The sequence below is a fragment of the Chromobacterium sp. Ag138 genome, assembly GCF_055181315.1.
Genome location: NZ_JBUPWA010000001.1, coordinates 2,601,764 through 2,618,969, shown reverse-complemented (window position 1 = coordinate 2,618,969; position 17,206 = coordinate 2,601,764). Strand labels below are relative to the sequence as shown.

Genomic DNA, 17,206 nt, shown 5'->3' with positions numbered 1-17,206 from the left:
GCCGCGGCGCAGCCCGGTTCAAGCGATCATTTTAGCCAACTTGGCGGCGAAGCGCGCCAGATGCGGATCGCTGTCGGCGTATGGCAGCTGGTCAAAATCGAACCAGCGCGCCTGGTTGAATTCAGTCTGGTCGTAGCGCAGCGGCAGGTCTCGCGAAACTGGCATCGCGTACCAAAGCGTCACATCCAGATGATTGCCGGCGACTTCTGTGCGGGTGAGAAAGGAGGCGGAGGGCACCGGCAAGCCGCTTACGCCCAGCTCCTCAAGCAGCTCGCGCGCTACCGCGTCGCGCGGGTGCTCGCCGGGATCGACATGGCCGCCGGGGGGCAGCCATAGCTTGGCATTCTTGTGATCCACCAGCAGCATGCCGGTCTCGTCCACCAGCGCGAAGTAGGTCGATAGATGCTCCGGCGGCGTGGCCGGCTTTTCCCGCCGCCATAGTTCGGCGTCCGAATCTATCCAGGCCAGCGAGGCCTGGAGGTGTTCCGCTTCCAGCGCGTCCAGCGGGATGATGGCGGCCGCTTCGGCGCGAATGGCGGCGCGCAGCTCCAGGCTCAATCCCGCTCCTCCGGCTGCAGCTGCTGCAGCAGGTAGAGCTTGTGGTAGATGCCGCCGTGCCGCATCAGCGCGTCGTGGTCGCCGGATTCGGCGATGCGGCCGTGGTTGAGCACGACGATGGTGTCGGCGTCGCGGATGGTGGACAGCCGGTGGGCGATGGAGATCAGCGTGATCTTGCCGGCCAGCCGCGCCAGCGCCTGCTGCACCAGCTGCTCGGTTTCGCTGTCGATGCGTGAGGTGGCCTCGTCCAGCAGCAGGATGCGCGGCTTGCCCGCCAGCGCGCGGGCGATGGCGATCAGCTGTTTCTGGCCGCTGGACAGCCGCGCGCCGCTCTCGCCCATATCGCTGTCGTAGCCGTTTTCCAGCGATAGGATCAGCTCGTGCACGCCGGCGGCGCGGGCGGCAGCCTCTATCTCGCCTTGCGGCAGGCCGCGGCCCATGTCGATGTTTTCGCGGGCGCTGGCGGCCAGCAGGAACGGGTCCTGCGGCACCAGGCCGACGCCGGCGCGGAAGGCGGCGTCGCCGATGGCGTAGAGCGGCTGGCCGTCGACCAGGATCTCGCCCAGCTGCGGGCGGTAGAAGCGCAGCAGCAGCGACAGCAGCGTGGACTTGCCGCTGCCGGTGTGGCCGACGATGCCGACGAAGCTGCCGGCCGGAATCTCCAGGCTCAGATCGTGCAGCACCGGATGCTCGGCCTGGTAGCCGAAGCGCAGGCCGCGGAAGCTGACCGCGCCGTCGGCGATATGGCCGGCTTCGGAGGCTGGCGGCGCGGCCGGCTCGGCCAGCAGCTGGCTGACGCGGCTGGCGGCCACCACCGCCTGCTGCAGCTGGCCGAATTGCAGCGTGATCTGGATCAGCGGCTCCACCACCCGGCCGATGTAGCCGACGAAGGCGTACAGCACGCCGATCTCCAGCCCGTCCAGCGGGCGCTGGCCGTAGCTGTGGATCACCGCGACCAGCAGCAGCACGTTGAGCAGGTCCAGCGCCGGGCGCAGCAGCCAGGCGTTGGCGCGCAGCTCGCGCAGCCGCGCGTGGTAGTAGCGCTGGTTGGTGTCGTCGAAGCGGCCGATGAAACGGGCCTGGGCATTGCTGGCCTGCAATACCGAGATGCCGGAGATGGATTCCGCCATCTGGGCGTTGATGTCGCTGCGCAGCGCGCGGGCGCGCGCCACCGACGGCGCGCTCAGCCGCTGGTACAGCCAGACGATGGCGAGGGTGGCCGGGAACAGCAGCAGGGAGACCAGCATCAGCCGCCAGTCCAGCCAGGCCATCGCCGCCAGCGCGCCCAGCACCACGATGCTGCTGTTGAGGATGACGAACAGCGCCTGCACGTACAGCGCTTTGACGGATTCGGTGTCGTTGGTGACGCGGCTGACCAGCTGGCCGGTGATCGCCTTGTCGAAGAAAGCCATCGGCAGCCGCATCACGTGGCCGTACACCCGCTCGCGCAGCCGCAGCACCGCGCGCATCGCCACGCCGGCCAGCCGAACCAGCTGGCGGTAGCGCAGCGCGGCGGCGGCCAGGCCCAGCAGCAGGCTGCCGGCCAGCAGGCCGGCGATGGCGCTCCAGTCCTGCCGGTGCGGCAGCAGGTAGTTGTCGATGAATACCTTGCCCAGCAGCGGCGCTCCGGCTTCCAGCAAGGCGGCGATCATCAGCCAGAATCCGCCCCGCCACAGGTGGCGGCGGTCGGGGCGGGCGGCGTCGACGAGCAGGGAGACCGCAGCGCGGGTTTGCAGGCGGTTGGCGTCAGATTTCATCGAGGCTGGCTTCCAGTTGTTGATAGCGCCATTGGCTGGCGTACCAGCCGTCCTGCCGCAGCAGCTCGTCGTGGCTGCCTTGTTCGGCGATGCGGCCATGGTTCAGCGCCACGATGTGGTCGGCGTCGGCCACCGCCGACAGCCGGTGGCTGACGATGATCACGCTGCGGCCGCGCCGCGCCTCGCGCAGGTGGCCGAGGATGCGGCTCTCGGTATCGGTGTCCACCGCCGACAGCGTGTCGTCCAGCAGCAACAGCGGCGCGTCGGCCAGCAGCGCGCGGGCGATGGCCAGCCGCTGGCGCTGGCCGCCGGACAGCGCCACGCCTTTTTCGCCCACCGGCGTGGCGTAGCCCTGCGGCAGCCTGAGGATGTCGTCGTGCACCGCCGCCAGCTTCGCCACGCGCTCGATCTCCTCCGGGCCGGCATCCGGCCGCGCCAGCGCGATGTTTTCCGCCACGCTGGCGGAAAACAGGAAGGCTTCCTGCGGCACCCAGCTGATCGCGCCGCGCAGGGTTTGCAGCGAGTAGTCGTCGATGTCGGCGCCGCTCCAGCGTATCGCGCCTTGCTGCAGCGGGTACTGCCGCATCAGCAGCTTCAGCAGCGTGGATTTGCCGCTGCCGGTGGGGCCGACCACGCCCAGCGTCTGGCCGGGAGGCAGCTGCGCCGACACCTGGCGCAGCGCTGCGGCGGCGTCTTCCGAATAGTGGAAGGTGAGGTCGTCGAAAACCAGCGCGCCCGGGGCGAGTTCGGTCCGGCCGCCGTCGTCGGCGACGTCGGGCTCGGCGTCCAGCACCGGCTGCAGCCGGCGCCAGGCGGCGGCGCCGCGCTGCAGCAGCGACAGCACCCAGCCAGCGGCGAACATCGGCCAGATCAGCTGCACCAGATACATGCTGAAGCTGGTGAGCGCGCCTATGGTCAGCTGGCCGTGCCAGACCAGATAGCCGCCCAGCGCCAGCGCGATGGCGGTGGCGGTGACCAGGGCGACGCCCACCGCGGGCTCGAACGCGGCTTCCCAGCGCTGGGCCTCGAAGCTGCTGTCCGACGCCGCGGCCGCCAGCCGCGACAGCTCGGCGTCGTTGCGCGCCTCCAGGCCCAGCGCGCGCAGCGTGCGCACGCCGGATAGGGTTTCCTGCACGTGATCGTTGAGCTGGCCGAAACGGGAGAGGGCTTCGCCCCATTCGCGGTGGATGTGGTCGGAAATGCGGGCGAAGGCCCAGGCCATGAAGGGGAAGGGCAACAGCGCCGCCAGCGCCAGCCGCCAGTCCACGCCCAGCGTCATCATCGCCAGCACCAGCACCAGGGTCAGCAGGCCGTCGAAGCCCGCCAGCATCGCTTCGCCCGCCGCCATCTCCACCGAGTCGATGTCGTTGGTGGCGCGGGCCATCAGATCGCCGGTGCGCTGGCGCTGGAAAAAGGCCGGGCCTTGGCCGGCCAGGCTGCGGTACAGCTTGCCGCGCAGCTCCACGCCCAGTTTGTACGAAGCGGTGAACAGCTGCAGCCGCCAGCCCACGCGCAGGGCGTAGATGGCCAGGCCCATCGCCAGCAGCCGGCCCAGCTCCATCAGCAGCGCGTCGCCGGACAGCCGCCGCGCCACCAGCGCGTCGACGATATGGCCCACCTGGCGCGGGATCATCACGGTCAGCACCGCCACCGAGGCCAGCATCAGCGCAGCCAGGATGTAGGAGCGCCAGTGGCGGGAGACGAAGCTGAACAGCAGGCGGGTCAGGGACATGGGGACGCCGGAGGTCGTTCGGAGCCGTCCATTCTATGCAAACTCCAATGTCATTGCCACCCGGCGCTCAATGCAGGTATATGCCGCGCCTGGGCGGCGGCGCCGCTTCCAGCGGCAGGCCCTGCATCTCGCGCAGCGACGATTCGATGGTGTGGCACAGCGTGGACAGCGGCAGGTCGTTGCCCTCGGTGCCGAACGGCTCTTCCAGCTCTTCGGCGATCTGTTCCAGCGCGAAATAGGTGTAGGCGATGAACACCGCGATCGGCGGCGTGAGCCAGCCTATGCTGCTGGCCAGCCCGGCGGGCAGCAGCAGGCAGTAGATGGTGACCGTGCGGTTCAAGAGCACGCGGTAGGTGAACGGCATCGGCGTGGTGGCGATGCGCTCGCAGCCGCCCAGGATTTCCGACAGCGTGTTCAGATTGCGGTCCAGCGCGTGCCATTGCAGCTCGCTCAGCCGCCCCTCGCGCTGCAGTCGCTGCGCCTCGCGGCCCAGCCAGGCGAGGATCAGCGCCGGGCGGAAGCTGCCGGCCATGATCCGCTCCCGCTCGTCCGCCGGCAGCAGCCGTTTCAGGTGCTGGTCGGCGTCGTCGCCGCGCAGCTGCGCCTTCAGCGCGTAGGCGAAGGCGCAGGCCGCGTCGACGAAACGGCGGCTGTCTGCGCCGTCGCCCAGCGCCGCCAGCATTTGTCGCCCCAGCGAGCGGCTGACGATCAGCAGGCTGCCCCACAGCTTGCGCGCTTCCCAGAAGCGGTCGTAGCTGACCGAGTTGCGGAAGCCGAGAAAGATCGCCAGCGACACGCCCAGCAAGGTGAAGGTGGGAATGCCCAGCGACGACTCGCGCAGGCTGGCCAGCCACCAGTGGCGGATGGACGCCGCTGCGACGGCGACGGCCAGCACCAGCAGCAGCCGCGGCAGGATGCGCGGCAGCACCGAGCCGTGCCAGACGAACAGCAGGCGGAACCAGGATGGGATGTTGCGGACTATCATGGCGGAACAGGCGGGATGGGTACGTTAAAATGGTACACAATAATCCCGGCCAGGTTGTTACGTGTCGGGAATATTTCCGCTTCGGCCGTCCGTTTTTCAGAACAACTGCTTATAACCCAGTTGCCATTCGCGGCGGACGCGGTCACTAGACTGCTCCTGTTTCCAGCTGGCCGACACGCTTTGATTCCGGTTCAGGTAGCGGATCTGCCGCAGGCTGACGCGGCTGAATGCGCTGCCGCTGTCCGCCTGATTGAAATGCCGGCTGACCGACAGCCAGGTTTTCATGTCCCATAGCTCGCGCACCATCACGCCGCCTTCCAGTTCGCCGAAGGCATAGCCTTGCCTGCCGGTGGTGGCGAGCCCGCCGCCCGCCAGCGCGTAGAAGTCCGCGTCGCGCTGGACGCGCCGGGCGAGGCCGAGCGCGCCGTTGATCTGCGCGACGGATCGCTCCTGCAAATTTTGATCCAGTTGCTGCTGGTAGGCGATGTTCAGCCGTCCCGCCAGGCCGCCGGCGATCGGGTCGCGCGGCAGCAGGGTCTGCATGCCGTACAGCACGAATTGCCGCAGCCTAGGCGATCCGCCGCGCACAGGCATCCGGAATGTCGGGGCCAGGATTTGCAGCTCGTTCTCCTGGTTGTAGCCGCGGTTGTCGTCGTCCAGGCGGTGGGAGGCGGGCACCAGGCTGATTTCCAGATTGTCTTCGCCATCGCGCCGCAGCCAGGACAGGCTGGCCTGCGAGGAGGGCGGCGTGTACATCGGACCAAAGCCCTTGCTCATGTCCAGGGACATTCCGGGGTAGCGCTCCCGCTCCACTGCCTCGAGCCGCGCGGCGTTGGACAGCCAGCGTTCGCGGGCCAGCTGTTGTTCCAGGTACAGATGCTGGTTGAGCGCCTGCGCGTGCTCCAGTTGCAAAAAGCCCTCGGGGCTGGGCGGCTGCGCCAGGCCGGCGGGCATGTCGCCTGCCGCCAGCGCGCGCTGGTTTTCGCGGCGGCGGGCGGCGGGCAGCGTTTCATCCAGGGTGCGCACCAGCCAGCGGCTGGGCGCGATCATCCTGCTGGCCTGGACCAGCCCGGCGTCGCTCGCCTCGCGCACTAGCTCCATCGGCGCCAGCCAGCGTTTGGCCGGCAGCGGCTTGCCGCTCAATCCCATGATGAAGTGGATGACGGTCGCGCAATTGTACTTCTGGAAAAAATAGGTCAGCCGCGCCCGCTTCAGTTCCAGCAGGTGCAGCCGGATCAGTTCGCGCTGCCAGGCGTCGAACGACAAATCGTATTCCCAGACGCTGCGCTGCTCCTGATCGACGTAGCGCCGCAATTGCTCGTAATAAGGCGACAGCGCGAAATAGCCGGTCTTGCCGATGAGCAGGCTGTCCACCAGCAGCTTGGGCAGGTTCCAGGTATCGGCGTCGGTGTAGAAGGAGATCGCGTGCTCCAGGGGGCTCCCGTCCGGCCGCGCGCCGGCAATCTTCAGGAAAGCATGCCCGAGCATGCTGGCGGGCAAGGCCTGGTTTTCGCTGGCGAATACCAGGCTGATGCGGTCCATCGGCGCGCGCGCGCGGAAGTCGGCCACTTCCTGGCACTGGTCCAGCGGCAATTCCGGCGCGTTCAGCGTTTTTCGCAGCCACCAGTAGCGGGCCGGGAAGCGGCAGACCGCGTCCTGGGGGCCGCCGTACAGCAGGCGCAGCGTCGCGTCGAGCTCCCGGGCTGCGGAGAAGGGCTGGCCGGAGAGAAGAAAATCCGGATCGGCGACGAGGGGCTCGCCGTTCTGGCTATGCAGCAGGGACTGCCACTCGCGGGCCTCGGCCAGACGCGCGGCGCGCGCCGTGGCGATCAGCTGTTCCGGCAGTTTGTCCTCAGCCTGGGCGCAGTGTGCCGCCAGCAAGCAAAAAAGGGCGGCAATGCTGCCGCCCTTGGCGATGATGTCGCGTAGATTCATTATTTCCGGCAGGAAACAACGATGTTGTCCGAGTACTTCCACATTTTTTCGGTGGAGTAATCGGTGGTGGAGCCAAACGCGCCGCCGCTCAGGATGTTGATGAAGAATTTCGGATCAACCGTTTTTTCCGCGACGGTTTGCTGAGCGCAACCTTCGGTTTCGGTCATGATGATCTTGTTCTTGTTTTCACGCTTCAGGTCGACGATGCCGGGCGCTTTGAACGCTTGGCCATCGATGGTGCCCTTGATTTCAGTGCCGGTGGAGCTGGACACGTTAACTTGTTGGGTTTGGTCGTTCAGAATGGAGGCGCAGCCGGTCAGGCCGAGGGCCAGCAGGGCGGCGGGCAGCAGCAAGTGTTTCATTTTATTTTTTCACGGAAATTAAGGCGGGAATGCCTGGTTTTACAAGGGGTGTCCCTTGTAAAGGGCGTTGATGCTAATTGAAAAAATAATAGGGTGCAACTTGAATTATTTACCAGCCATATTGTTGCGGGTCTGATTTTTGACTGCTGCGGGTAAATCATATTTCACGCATGTAATCTTTCCTGAATATTTGAATAGTTTTAACTATCCCGGGTGGCTTCTGGCTATGCCGCAATGGCCGCGATCCCGCCTGAATAGAGCATATATTTTATTTTCTTGGATTGAAGTAATTGCTCTTTATTAAGTTTCACTTTTGTGATTTTTATTAGATGAAATCGCTTTTAATGAATTTCGGCTGGCATTTTGTTTCACTTGATTTCGGTTGCCGGCGCAAGAATGAAATGGGCAGTTTGCGCTAATGGCGGCGAGGCGCTCTGCGCCGCTGCCCTTGCCACTTAAGAAACCATCGCAAATGGCATGGGAAGCAGGCGCATTCCGGTGGCGGATGAATCGTTGGAGACCTCCGGATAGGCGAATGCCGGATCGCGTTCCAGATGGCGGCGGAGTCGATTCAGCTTTTGTCGGCTTCGGTGGGAATGCGCAGCGCGCGGTTGACCAGGCCGGTGTCTTCGTCCCGGCTGTCGTCCAGCAGCCGCCATTGCAATGCTTGGCCGTTGGTGGAGAACAACACCACCAGTTCCTTGGTCTGGTGGGACTGGCTGCGGAACAGCAGCGACACATTGGTGAAGTTCTGCCATTTGGCTTGGTACTTGTCGCTGCGGTAGACCCATACCTCGCGGCCGGCGGCCAGGCGCACCCGGTCGTCGGGCTGGCCGAGCAGGGTTTGCAGCCGGTCGCGGGCGCTAGAGGCGGAATCTTGCCGGAGCAGGAGTTGCCGGATGTCCTGATTATCGGCGTCCTGCAGCCTGGTGTTGCCGACGGTGGCGCAGCCGCTCAACAGAGAGGCGAAGACAAAGGGAAGCAAAAGAGGACGCATCATGGTTGTGTGGCCATGGTTTCGAAGACGACCCGGGTGTCGTCCGGCCAGTCGGCCGATTCCAGGGGCAGCGAGTATAGATACTCGCGCGGATAGGGCCAGGCGGTGTAAGGGCTGGTGGTGATCGCGCTGCCGTACTGCCATATCGCCGGCAGCACCATTTTCTGATCGCCATGCTCCAGCGTGATGGAGAACAGAGGTTGATCGGCGATGAACAGGTAGTGGCGGGGCCGGCTCTGGTAGGGGCCGGCCTCTACTTGCAGCTGGCCCATTTGCTCCACCTGGCCTAGCAGAGCCAGCGACGCCTGGCGCAGACAGCTCGCCACCTCGTCCAGGCAGGCGGCTTTGCGTTCGCCGGGCTCGCAGAGACCGGCATCGCCGCCCGGATTCAATCCGCCCTGCGCATCCACCAGGCATTCCAGCCGCAAATCGCCCAGCCGGCGCGCATTGTCCGGCAGGCCAGGCGTGCGGATGTCTGGACGCCAGGCGAAGCTGCCGCTTCGTCCCGACACCGCCTGCACGCCATGTCCGTCAAGGAGGGCGGAGGCGGAAAAACCGGTGTCCGCTGACGGCGGCAGCCGGGTTTTGCCGGCCGGGCCGGTTTGCCACAGCGAGAAGGCTGCAGGCCTAGCCGGAAACACCCGGTAGCGCAGGGTGGCCTGCGGCGCCAGTTGCCGGTTTCGCTCGAAGGCCTGGCGGGTCTTGGCGAAGACCGAGGCCGGGCGGACGGCGATGTCCGAAGCAGGCGGCGTGTCGGCGCAGCTGGCGGCGGACAAGAGAACGGCCAGCCAGGGCAAGGGCCAAATCATGGGGGAAGAAGTATTCACGCTGGCGTCGCAGAGGATGTTTTATGCTCAATTTACTATTTTACGCAAAAATAGATGCTTTTGGCATTTCGATTGGGATGGCTGAGCGGGTGAATGGGCGGCGCCATCCGTTTCAGGGTGAGAACGCGACATGACTGTCGTAAGGAACGGTTTGCGCTGGTGCTGATGTTTCGGAGTGAATGAATTGCGCAAGGGCCGCGCGGCCGGTTCAGGAAGCGTCCCAGTTGCTGCATCGGCATGCGGCAGGTCCCGGAGCTCAGCGTGGCCACCGTCGACCAACCGGATTTCCCGTCCGCGCGATGGAGACGGCGGAGGGCGGCGTTCTCAAGCTGTGGCGGCATCGTCTGGGCCGGAGCGTGGGCCGCCACGCGAGATCCGAGCAGGCGCGGGGAGGGCATGCTCGCGATCATTGACAAGCTTACGCCTGCTGCGACCAGGCGGCGGACCTGCGCGCAGGCCTAGCCTGGCCGGTCAGGCTCCGGGCGCGCTCAGTCCCACTGTAGCGCGCCCTTTTTCCATTCGTAGACGAAGCCGATGACCAGGATGGCCAGGAACACCGCCATCGCTCCCAGGCCGAACAAGCCCAGTTCATCCTTGAGCGTCACCGCCCACGGGATCATGAACGCCACTTCCAGATCGAACAGGATGAACAGGATGGCCACCAGGTAGTAGCGCACGTCGAAGCGCTTTCGCGCGTCGCCGAAGGCATTGAAGCCGCACTCGTATGGCGACAGCTTTTCCGGGTCCGGCCGGTTGGGGCCGAGCAGCTTGCCCAGCAGCAGCGGCAATACGCCGACCAGAAGGCCGACCAGGATGAACAGCAGGATGGGGAAGTAGTTCTGCAGCATGTGGCGGTTTTCCTGCGCGAGATGGCGAAACAGGAATAGACCGCCACAGGCCGCCGAGTGCCGCGGCAAACGGTAAAAGTTTGGTAAAAGCCGCACGGCATGGCCCGGCCCGTCATAACAAAGGCCATCCTGCTGGGGATGGCCTGAGTTGGCGTTGTCGCGCAGAGCGCTGGCAATCTGGCGTCGCTGCCGCCTGTCGTCTCGCAGTGTGACCGTTGCCGGAGTCCTGGCCGGAATAGCGGTCTGGTGGGTGCTGCGGATGGCGGTGTGGCGCGGCGCAACCAATCAGAGTGCGGGATCGGAAGGTTCGCCTGAGTTTGCCGGTATGCGTCGCTCCATGGTGAGATGATCGGGACTTCTTGTGCTTTATATCGGTCTTTTATAGCTATCCTAAATAGCTGTTTTTCTTATTTTTTGTTACGGCTGGTACGCTTCTTGTCTGGGCCGCTGCCCCTTGTCCAGCTGGCCATGCTGCCACGCCGCCATCCTTCCGGTTTCCCTTCGCCGCTGTTACGGTTATGTCGTTGTCAAAATGCGAATGGGAGCGAATGTGAAATCGATACTGGCTTTGGCCTGCCTGCAACTGTCGCTGGCGCTGCTGCCGCTGGGCGCGCGGGCGGAGGCGCCGCAGGGCGCGGCGCAGCAAAAGACGAATTACCAGGCGACACGCGCCTATTACCAGCAGCTGCTGGCCGACAAGGGGCGGGGGGCGGAACTGGGCATGCTGATGAACATGCTGCCCAAGGGCGGCGATCTGCATCACCACTACACCGGCGCGCTGTATGCCGAAACCTATCTGGATTGGGTGGATAAGCAGAAGTACTGTGTTTACCCGACCACGCTGAGAATAGAAACCAAGCCGGAGCAGGCGCAACCGGGCACGCCCTGCCTGAGCGGCAGCCAGATCAAGGACGACAACGGCTTGTACCGCAAGCTGCTGACGCTGTGGTCGGACAAGGATTTCGACAACCACAGCCATGACCAGCCCCCGCCGGACAAGCAGTTTTTCGACACCTTCGGCTATTTCGGCGGCGTTTCCGGCTATTCGCCGCGCGAGGGCCTGCAGCTGCTGAAAGCCCGGGCCAAGGCGGAAAATCTGCAATATCTGGAAACCATGCTGCGCGGCGCGCCATCCGGCAACAGCGCGCTGGCCGCCAATCTGGACAGCCTGGCTCCGGACGCCGCTCCGGCCGCCATCGAGCAGGCGCTGGGCTTGGCCGCATCGGCGCTGGCGGCGGACGCCTCCACCGCCGAACAAGTCCAGCGCTACCGGCAGGATCTGGCCGGCTTCGCCCAGGGCATGGACGACGACGATTTCACGCTGCGCTTCCAGACCTATGTCTCGCGCAACAACAAGCCGTCGGCCACCTTCTCCGCCCTGTACGCCGGCTTCGCCGCCGCGCACGACAACCCGCTGGTGGTGGGCCTGAACATCGTCGGTCCGGAAAACGGCATTGTGGCGATGCGCGATTACGCGCTGCACATGCGGATGATCCACTTCCTCAAGCAGCGCTTTCCCGATGTGAAGCTGGCGCTGCACGCCGGCGAACTGGTGCTGGGCATGGTGCCGCCGGAGGGCCTGCGCGACCACATCCGGCTGGCGGTGGAGCTGGCCGGCGCGCAGCGGATAGGCCACGGCATAGACGTCGGCCACGAAAGCCGCCCGGACAGCCTGCTGAACGAGATGCGCCGCCGCGACGTGGCGGTGGAAATCAACCTCACCAGCAACCAGTTCATTCTGGGCGTGCAGGGCGCCGCGCATCCCATCCTGCTGTACCGCAAGTACGGCGTGCCGTTCGTGATCTCCACCGACGACGAAGGCGTGTCGCGCAGCGACATCAGCAATGAATACCTGCTGTACGTCAACCGCTACCAGCCCTCGTACGACGAATTGAAACGCACTGTCTACAACAGCATCCGCTATTCCTTCCTCAGCCCGGCGGACAAGGCGCGGCAGCAACAGCGGCTGGAGCAGCGCTTCGCCCAGTTTGAGGCGAGGGCGGCCGCCTTGCGCAAGATGGGGCGCTGACGCGGCGCGGAAACAAGGAGGCGGCGGCGGGAAATCAGCGCGGCGGCAGCCGGCTGATTTCCATCACGCCAGCCATCTCGCTGTAATAGAAAAAGTCCGACCCATTGTCTTTCAGCCAGGGAATGCCGGCGCGTACGCGCTTGGGCACCTGGCAAAACAGATCTTCGCCATTGCCGGCGCATTGCGCCGCCGCGCTGCTTGCCGCCGGCCATCCCATCTTTTGCCAGAAAGCGGCCCGTTCCTCTGCCGATAAATTGTGCAGCAATACGGGCACGGTTCCGTCATTGCCGCTCAACGCGAGTCCATCGCCAACTTGGCGCAGGTTCCAGACGGGTTCGCCGGCTTGCGCGGTGTATTCGTGGCCGTATACGCCGGCCGGAAAGTCCTGAGCCTGGGCGAAGCCGCAGCACAGCAGCAGGGTGGCGATGAGTGGTTTCATGGGCGGCGCCGCTTGGGTTGAAACGGCGGATTATGAAGATAAACAGGCCGCCGGGCCATGGGCGGGACGGCAGTCGTGCCGTAAATGTAGAGCGTAGGGTGCAATACCCGGCCAGAAACCTGCCGATGCAGCCATCTTGTAGCCGGGCATTGCACCGCCTTGGACCACGAAATCAAAAACAGCCAGACCACGGCCGCGGCTGGCTGTTGGCATTTATGGAGCAGGGCTTACAGCACGCGGGTGAGCAGGGTGAGGGACTGGTTCATCCGTTTATCCAGCGGCTCCAGTAATTCCATGATGCGGCTGGACGGCAGGCGCACGTCGTCGCCCAGGCAAGCCAATAGATCGATCACGGATTGCAAACCCAACTGGCCATGGGCCAAGTGGCAGATGGATTCCACCACTGCCTGCTCGATGTCCTGGCACAAATGCGCGACGCGCGCGGCCGGCTCTCTGACTTTGGACTGGCCCTTCTTGGCCAACTGCTCCTGCAAGGCGGCAAAGGCTTCATGCAGCCGGGTCATGGCTAATAGGCTGGGTGGATGCGTGGGGGCTTGGTTATTCAGCGAGAACGCGAGGCGCGACGAACTGCGGGTGATGCTAGGCATGGCAAAACCCTCATATTGATTGAGCCTTGCAGTGCTTGGGCGGACAAGGCTCCAGATGTGGTCAAGGCTGGGCGACAGCGGCAAGACGTTTGTGAATCACGGAACGGGAGTCTTCTGCATAAGCACCTCCATGTCTGGCTGCCACAGCAGCGCATAGCACATAATGAGTGTCATGAAGATATCAATAACAATCAAAAAGTCACTTATAGTTATCATTTTGCAAATCATACCGTGTGGTCTCAGCACAAGCAAGCGCTGATGCTATCGGGGTATGGAAAACACAACGAAACCCTCAACCGCCCGCGCGGTTTTCGCCCGCAACCTGCGGATCGCCAGACGGCTGAACGACGTGTCGCAAGAGGCGTTGGCCTTGCAGGCGGGAATGAGCCGAACCTATGTTTCGGAGATCGAGCGCGGCGAGCGCAATGTCTCCATCGACAATATGGGCGCACTGGCCGACGCCTTGGGTGTTGCGCTGAAAGACTTGGTGGACCCAGAGATGTTTGGTGGGCTGCTGGACAAGGCGAACAAGTAGCGGCTGGTCTGCCAGTTATGCGCTTTTTGGAATCCGCTGTGCTGATGCTGATTTAGATTGCCGGGGCTGCCCGGCTGCAGGGAGGGGATATTTGCGTGGCCAAATATCCCCTCCACCCCTAAAGGCCACCCTGCAAGCCTGGCCTGCGGCTTCCCGCCGGGTCCCGTCAGGCCCGAGGCGCGGCTGAACTCGCGATTTGCTAACGTCAAATCGCTCAAACAGGCAGCCGCTTAAATCCTCGGGCCTGCCACCCGTCGGCAGGCTTGAAGGGATTGGGGCGCGTTGTAAACGTGCTTGTGTTTTTCAGAGTCTCTATCAAAAAGACATCGTAAGTAAATGTTATTATTGATATTTTTCTATTGTGAAAACAGATATATACACAAAAATATACACGCAGCTTCCCAATTATAAAGACATATTTAATTGACATTAAGTATATAATGCTATGGCCATGTCTTTTTTATAGAATTTTCGGTGGCTTTAATGGCAGGTATACACTTGTCCATAAGGTGGTGTTTTCAAACTCTAAATTTTCAATTAATGAAATCGTAATCAAAGGGATTTAATAAATGATATACCAGTGCAATAGTTGTTCAGGTTTCTCTTTTAAGTCTTCTTGTTCAAGGTGCGGCGAATCTGGAAGTGATACGCAAATACCATTAGATCCTTCCTTTTATCAAGAATTTCAATATAAATCTAAAGGCTTCTTTAAGGACTTGCTCAGTAAAAAGAAAGAAGTAGCTAACCTTGAAGAATTGTTGAATAGAGTTCTAAGAAAATATGCAGACTTAAAGCATCCGTTTTTTACAAATTTTGTTTTTGTCTCTAATTTTAATAATGCTCATGTGGATCAGGTTCAAGAATATACCGGATTTGTAGTTGGGAAAGATTATGCTGATATTGAATTATTTCAGGAAGTTCTGGTTAGAAATGGGTTTGATGAACTTAAGCGATTGCCGGAGCTAATTAATAAGCTATTGGCTACTACTTTATTTGAAAGTGAGTATATTGGATTCTCAAACCAAATAGTACGCCATGTTAGTGACAATGTTAGAACATCTCTTGAGTCATGGATTTCTGAAGTTGGGATGGGTTTTAGAAAGTATCTTCCTTTGTTTCTGTATTATGCGTGGGTTAATAAATCTTTTCATTCATCTATTCATTTCAATGAAAACGCAAAAGAAAACAAAAGCATCCAACTTGTTGAAGATTCAGAATATATCAAGTGGCTATCAGTGGCAGAAGAGATTTATTATGATGTTTTGGTTCGGAGAATGGATAAGAAATTGAGGAATTTTAATATAAGTCAGTACCGGACTATGCATGATGTAGACGCAATGAGTGGGTTTGACTTTGAGGATTTCTTAGTTTCGCTTTTCCAAACGATTGGATATGATGTAAAGGAAACAAAGAAGACAGGGGATCAAGGTGCAGATCTTTTTGTTGAGAAATTTAGTGAAAAAACAGTTATTCAGGCAAAAAATTATACTGCGGGGAATGTTGGAAATAAAGCAGTTCAGGAGGTATTAGCTGCGAAATCATTTTATCGCTGTGATCGAGCTATGGTTGTGACGAACTCCTACTTTACTTCTTCTGCAAAAGAGCTGGCAGAGGCGACTTCTGTTACTTTAATTGATAGAGATGATTTTCAAAACTATTTAAATGATTACAATCAATGTTTGATTGATAAGTTTTCTGAAAATAACTCTCTATAGAACAAGAGTGAAAATGGGGGCACTTTTGCCCCCTCTTTTTTTACTGTTGGATTGATAGAATCTAATGAGCATGTTCATAGCTATTTATAGAAGGATTTTGGGGAAATAAATTCAGCTCATGTGCCCATATGTATTAATGCCGAAAAGAATATAATTAATCCACAAGTAATTTATATTTTTCGACTTGCCGTCTTTTCCTCTCGCCAGTAGCTCAAACCTGCGTTAATCCGCAATAGAGTGGGGCCGGGAGCTGGTCGAACAGTGTCCGCGTCATGTCTTCCCCGAATGGGTCTTCGTCATGTGATGTCTATGTATCTAGGCTGGCACAATTTGTCTTAAATGATATGCCGATTAATTTTAAACCGCGCTTCTTTTTTCTTACGTATGTAGCAAAAGCCACTGCCAACGCTGCCAACGCTGCCAACACTGCCAACTTGTCTGTAAGTTGCTGATTAGTATGGATTTAGTTGTTGGCAGTGGCGGCTAAAGCACTGCCAACAGGAGGAGGCAAACTGCCAACTGGGCGGGATGGGGCGGAGGAACTGCCAATTGACTGCCAACACTGCCAACTCACTGCCAACAGATAAAGCTATATAAATCAGTTAATTATATAGGTGTTGGCAGAGTTGGCAGAGTTGGCAGTGTTGGCAGTGGGTTTGGCCTCACGTGAGAGATTTTTCGCTTACTCTTCCGCTTCGCCGTCGTGCGGATGCAGCTGCATGCGGTAGACCTGGCCCACGCCTTTGCCGCCATGCACGGTCCAACCGGCGCGCCCCTTGGGTCGTTGCAGCATCCCCGCCCGGTACAGCACTTCGCAGGCATGCCGCACTTCATAGCCGGCGATGACTTCGCCCTTGAACGCGCCCGGCGTCACCAGAAACACCGCTTCGCCTTCCAGCGTGTAGCGCTTGTAGCCCATCAGGTTGGGAACCAGCGGGTCGCTGTCATTCATCGGCAGCAACACGAAGCGGGCGTACTGGCTGGCTTGCAGGGCCGTAGATACCGTCTTTCACGTCAAGCGGCTCTTGCGTAGTCGGCCCGGTAAGGTTGGCGTGTTTTCAGCACGCCAAAGCACAGATGGACAAGCTTGCGCATAGCTGCTCCCAGGGCGGACATTTTCGTCTTGCCCCGCGCTAATAATCGGTGATACAGCGCCTTAACATGTGGGTTGTATCGTATGGCGACCACTGCTGCCATATACAGCACGGCTCGAAGGCGCGCTGGCCCAGCTTTGGATAGGTGAGCTCGGCCCAAGAGCGAACTACCTGATTGACGTTCCACTGGCACCAAACCGAGATATGCGGCCAATTGCTCGGCGCTGACGAAATGATGGGTATGCATGATGGCCAGAAGATTGCTGCCCGACTGCGGGCCAATGGCCGGAATGCTGCTCAACAGGGCCAGGTCCGCTTTCAATTCCGGGTGACGGTCAATATGGTCGTCGATATCCTGCTGCAACTTGGCCAGTTGTGTTCCGATAAACGCAATCGACTCGATCAGCGACTGCTGAATCAGCTCTGGTGTATCGGTGGCTTCGGCTTTTTCTTGCCGATTCAGCTCACGGCGAAGATCCTGCTGCAGCGCCTCGCGCCGAGCCAGCAACGCCTGTAGCGCACGGGCTTGCCGGCTGGGAGGAATCCAGGCCATAGGTTGGAGCAAGGCTCCATAACGCGCCAGGACCAAGCTATCTACGCCATCGGTCTTGGTTCGAATCGCCAAGCCTTTAGCGAAGTCGCGGATTTGCGCCGGGTTGATGATGGAAACGATCACACCGGCATCGCACAAGGCGATGGCTGCTTGTTCGTGATACACGCCGGTGCCTTCCATCACAGCATGAACCTGCCGGGGCTCCAGGCCTTGCTTGGTCAGCCATGACAAC

At 60.8% G+C, this 17,206-nt stretch carries 16 protein-coding genes; 3 read left to right on the top strand and 13 right to left on the bottom strand.

From position 1 onward, the window contains the following. Positions 1-18: 18 nt before the first annotated feature. From ACY3GB_RS12025 to ndhC, 9 genes are all read right to left on the bottom strand, one after another. Entirely contained in the window at positions 19-558 is a 540-nt protein-coding gene (locus ACY3GB_RS12025) for an NUDIX domain-containing protein (RefSeq protein ID WP_463088948.1), read from the bottom strand. Continuing rightward, a complete protein-coding gene (locus ACY3GB_RS12020; protein WP_463088947.1) occupies positions 555-2,315 on the bottom strand; it encodes an ABC transporter ATP-binding protein in 1,761 nt (586 codons plus the stop codon). Before ACY3GB_RS12020 ends, ACY3GB_RS12025 begins: the two co-directional genes overlap by 4 nt. After that, positions 2,305-4,047 carry an ABC transporter ATP-binding protein gene (locus ACY3GB_RS12015; RefSeq protein WP_463088946.1) on the bottom strand — a complete coding sequence of 581 codons (1,743 nt, stop codon included), beginning with the start codon at positions 4,045-4,047 and terminating at the stop codon, positions 2,305-2,307. The genes ACY3GB_RS12020 and ACY3GB_RS12015 overlap by 11 nt, the downstream gene beginning before the upstream one ends. 67 nt (positions 4,048-4,114) lie before the next feature. Then, positions 4,115-5,032, bottom strand: coding sequence for a bestrophin family protein (locus tag ACY3GB_RS12010; protein ID WP_463088945.1), 918 nt, complete (start codon positions 5,030-5,032; stop codon positions 4,115-4,117). A gap of 96 nt (positions 5,033-5,128) precedes the next feature. Further along, positions 5,129-6,967: a lipoprotein N-acyltransferase Lnb domain-containing protein gene (locus ACY3GB_RS12005; protein WP_463088944.1), complete on the bottom strand. Its 1,839-nt coding sequence runs from the start codon at positions 6,965-6,967 to the stop codon at positions 5,129-5,131. Further along, a complete protein-coding gene (locus ACY3GB_RS12000; RefSeq protein WP_343480333.1) occupies positions 6,967-7,320 on the bottom strand; it encodes a hypothetical protein in 354 nt (117 codons plus the stop codon). Before ACY3GB_RS12000 ends, ACY3GB_RS12005 begins: the two co-directional genes overlap by 1 nt. A 580-nt stretch (positions 7,321-7,900) precedes the next feature. Then, positions 7,901-8,329 (bottom strand): hypothetical protein, encoded by a 429-nt coding sequence (locus tag ACY3GB_RS11995; RefSeq protein WP_463088943.1) that lies wholly within the window; start codon positions 8,327-8,329, stop codon positions 7,901-7,903. Continuing rightward, positions 8,326-9,135 carry a hypothetical protein gene (locus ACY3GB_RS11990; protein ID WP_463088942.1) on the bottom strand — a complete coding sequence of 270 codons (810 nt, stop codon included), beginning with the start codon at positions 9,133-9,135 and terminating at the stop codon, positions 8,326-8,328. The genes ACY3GB_RS11995 and ACY3GB_RS11990 overlap by 4 nt, the downstream gene beginning before the upstream one ends. Before the next feature lie 506 nt (positions 9,136-9,641). Then, a complete protein-coding gene (ndhC, locus tag ACY3GB_RS11985) occupies positions 9,642-10,001 on the bottom strand; it encodes an NADH-quinone oxidoreductase subunit A (RefSeq protein ID WP_463088941.1) in 360 nt (119 codons plus the stop codon). A gap of 550 nt (positions 10,002-10,551) precedes the next feature. On the opposite strand from ndhC, the gene ACY3GB_RS11980 reads away from it, so the two are divergent. Next, a complete protein-coding gene (locus tag ACY3GB_RS11980; protein WP_463088940.1) occupies positions 10,552-12,030 on the top strand; it encodes an adenosine deaminase family protein in 1,479 nt (492 codons plus the stop codon). Between the two features lie 34 nt (positions 12,031-12,064). Here the strand turns inward: ACY3GB_RS11980 and ACY3GB_RS11975 are convergent, their stop codons facing one another. Next, positions 12,065-12,469, bottom strand: a complete 405-nt coding sequence (locus ACY3GB_RS11975; RefSeq protein WP_463088939.1) for a hypothetical protein — start codon at positions 12,467-12,469, stop codon at positions 12,065-12,067. Between the two features lie 227 nt (positions 12,470-12,696). Further along, positions 12,697-13,077 (bottom strand): DUF1484 domain-containing protein, encoded by a 381-nt coding sequence (locus ACY3GB_RS11970; protein WP_463088938.1) that lies wholly within the window; start codon positions 13,075-13,077, stop codon positions 12,697-12,699. A gap of 271 nt (positions 13,078-13,348) precedes the next feature. On the opposite strand from ACY3GB_RS11970, the gene ACY3GB_RS11965 reads away from it, so the two are divergent. Together ACY3GB_RS11965 and ACY3GB_RS11960 are read left to right on the top strand one after the other, a co-directional pair. Further along, a complete protein-coding gene (locus tag ACY3GB_RS11965) occupies positions 13,349-13,612 on the top strand; it encodes a helix-turn-helix domain-containing protein (RefSeq protein WP_046158542.1) in 264 nt (87 codons plus the stop codon). Positions 13,613-14,181: 569 nt separating this feature from the next. After that, entirely contained in the window at positions 14,182-15,327 is a 1,146-nt protein-coding gene (locus ACY3GB_RS11960; protein WP_463088937.1) for a restriction endonuclease, read from the top strand. Between the two features lie 682 nt (positions 15,328-16,009). Here the strand turns inward: ACY3GB_RS11960 and ACY3GB_RS11955 are convergent. Further along, a complete protein-coding gene (locus ACY3GB_RS11955) occupies positions 16,010-16,279 on the bottom strand; it encodes a hypothetical protein (RefSeq protein ID WP_463088936.1) in 270 nt (89 codons plus the stop codon). 62 nt (positions 16,280-16,341) lie between these two features. Continuing rightward, a partial coding sequence (locus tag ACY3GB_RS11950) for an IS110 family RNA-guided transposase (RefSeq protein ID WP_463088935.1) occupies positions 16,342-17,206 on the bottom strand: 865 nt, incomplete at its 5' end.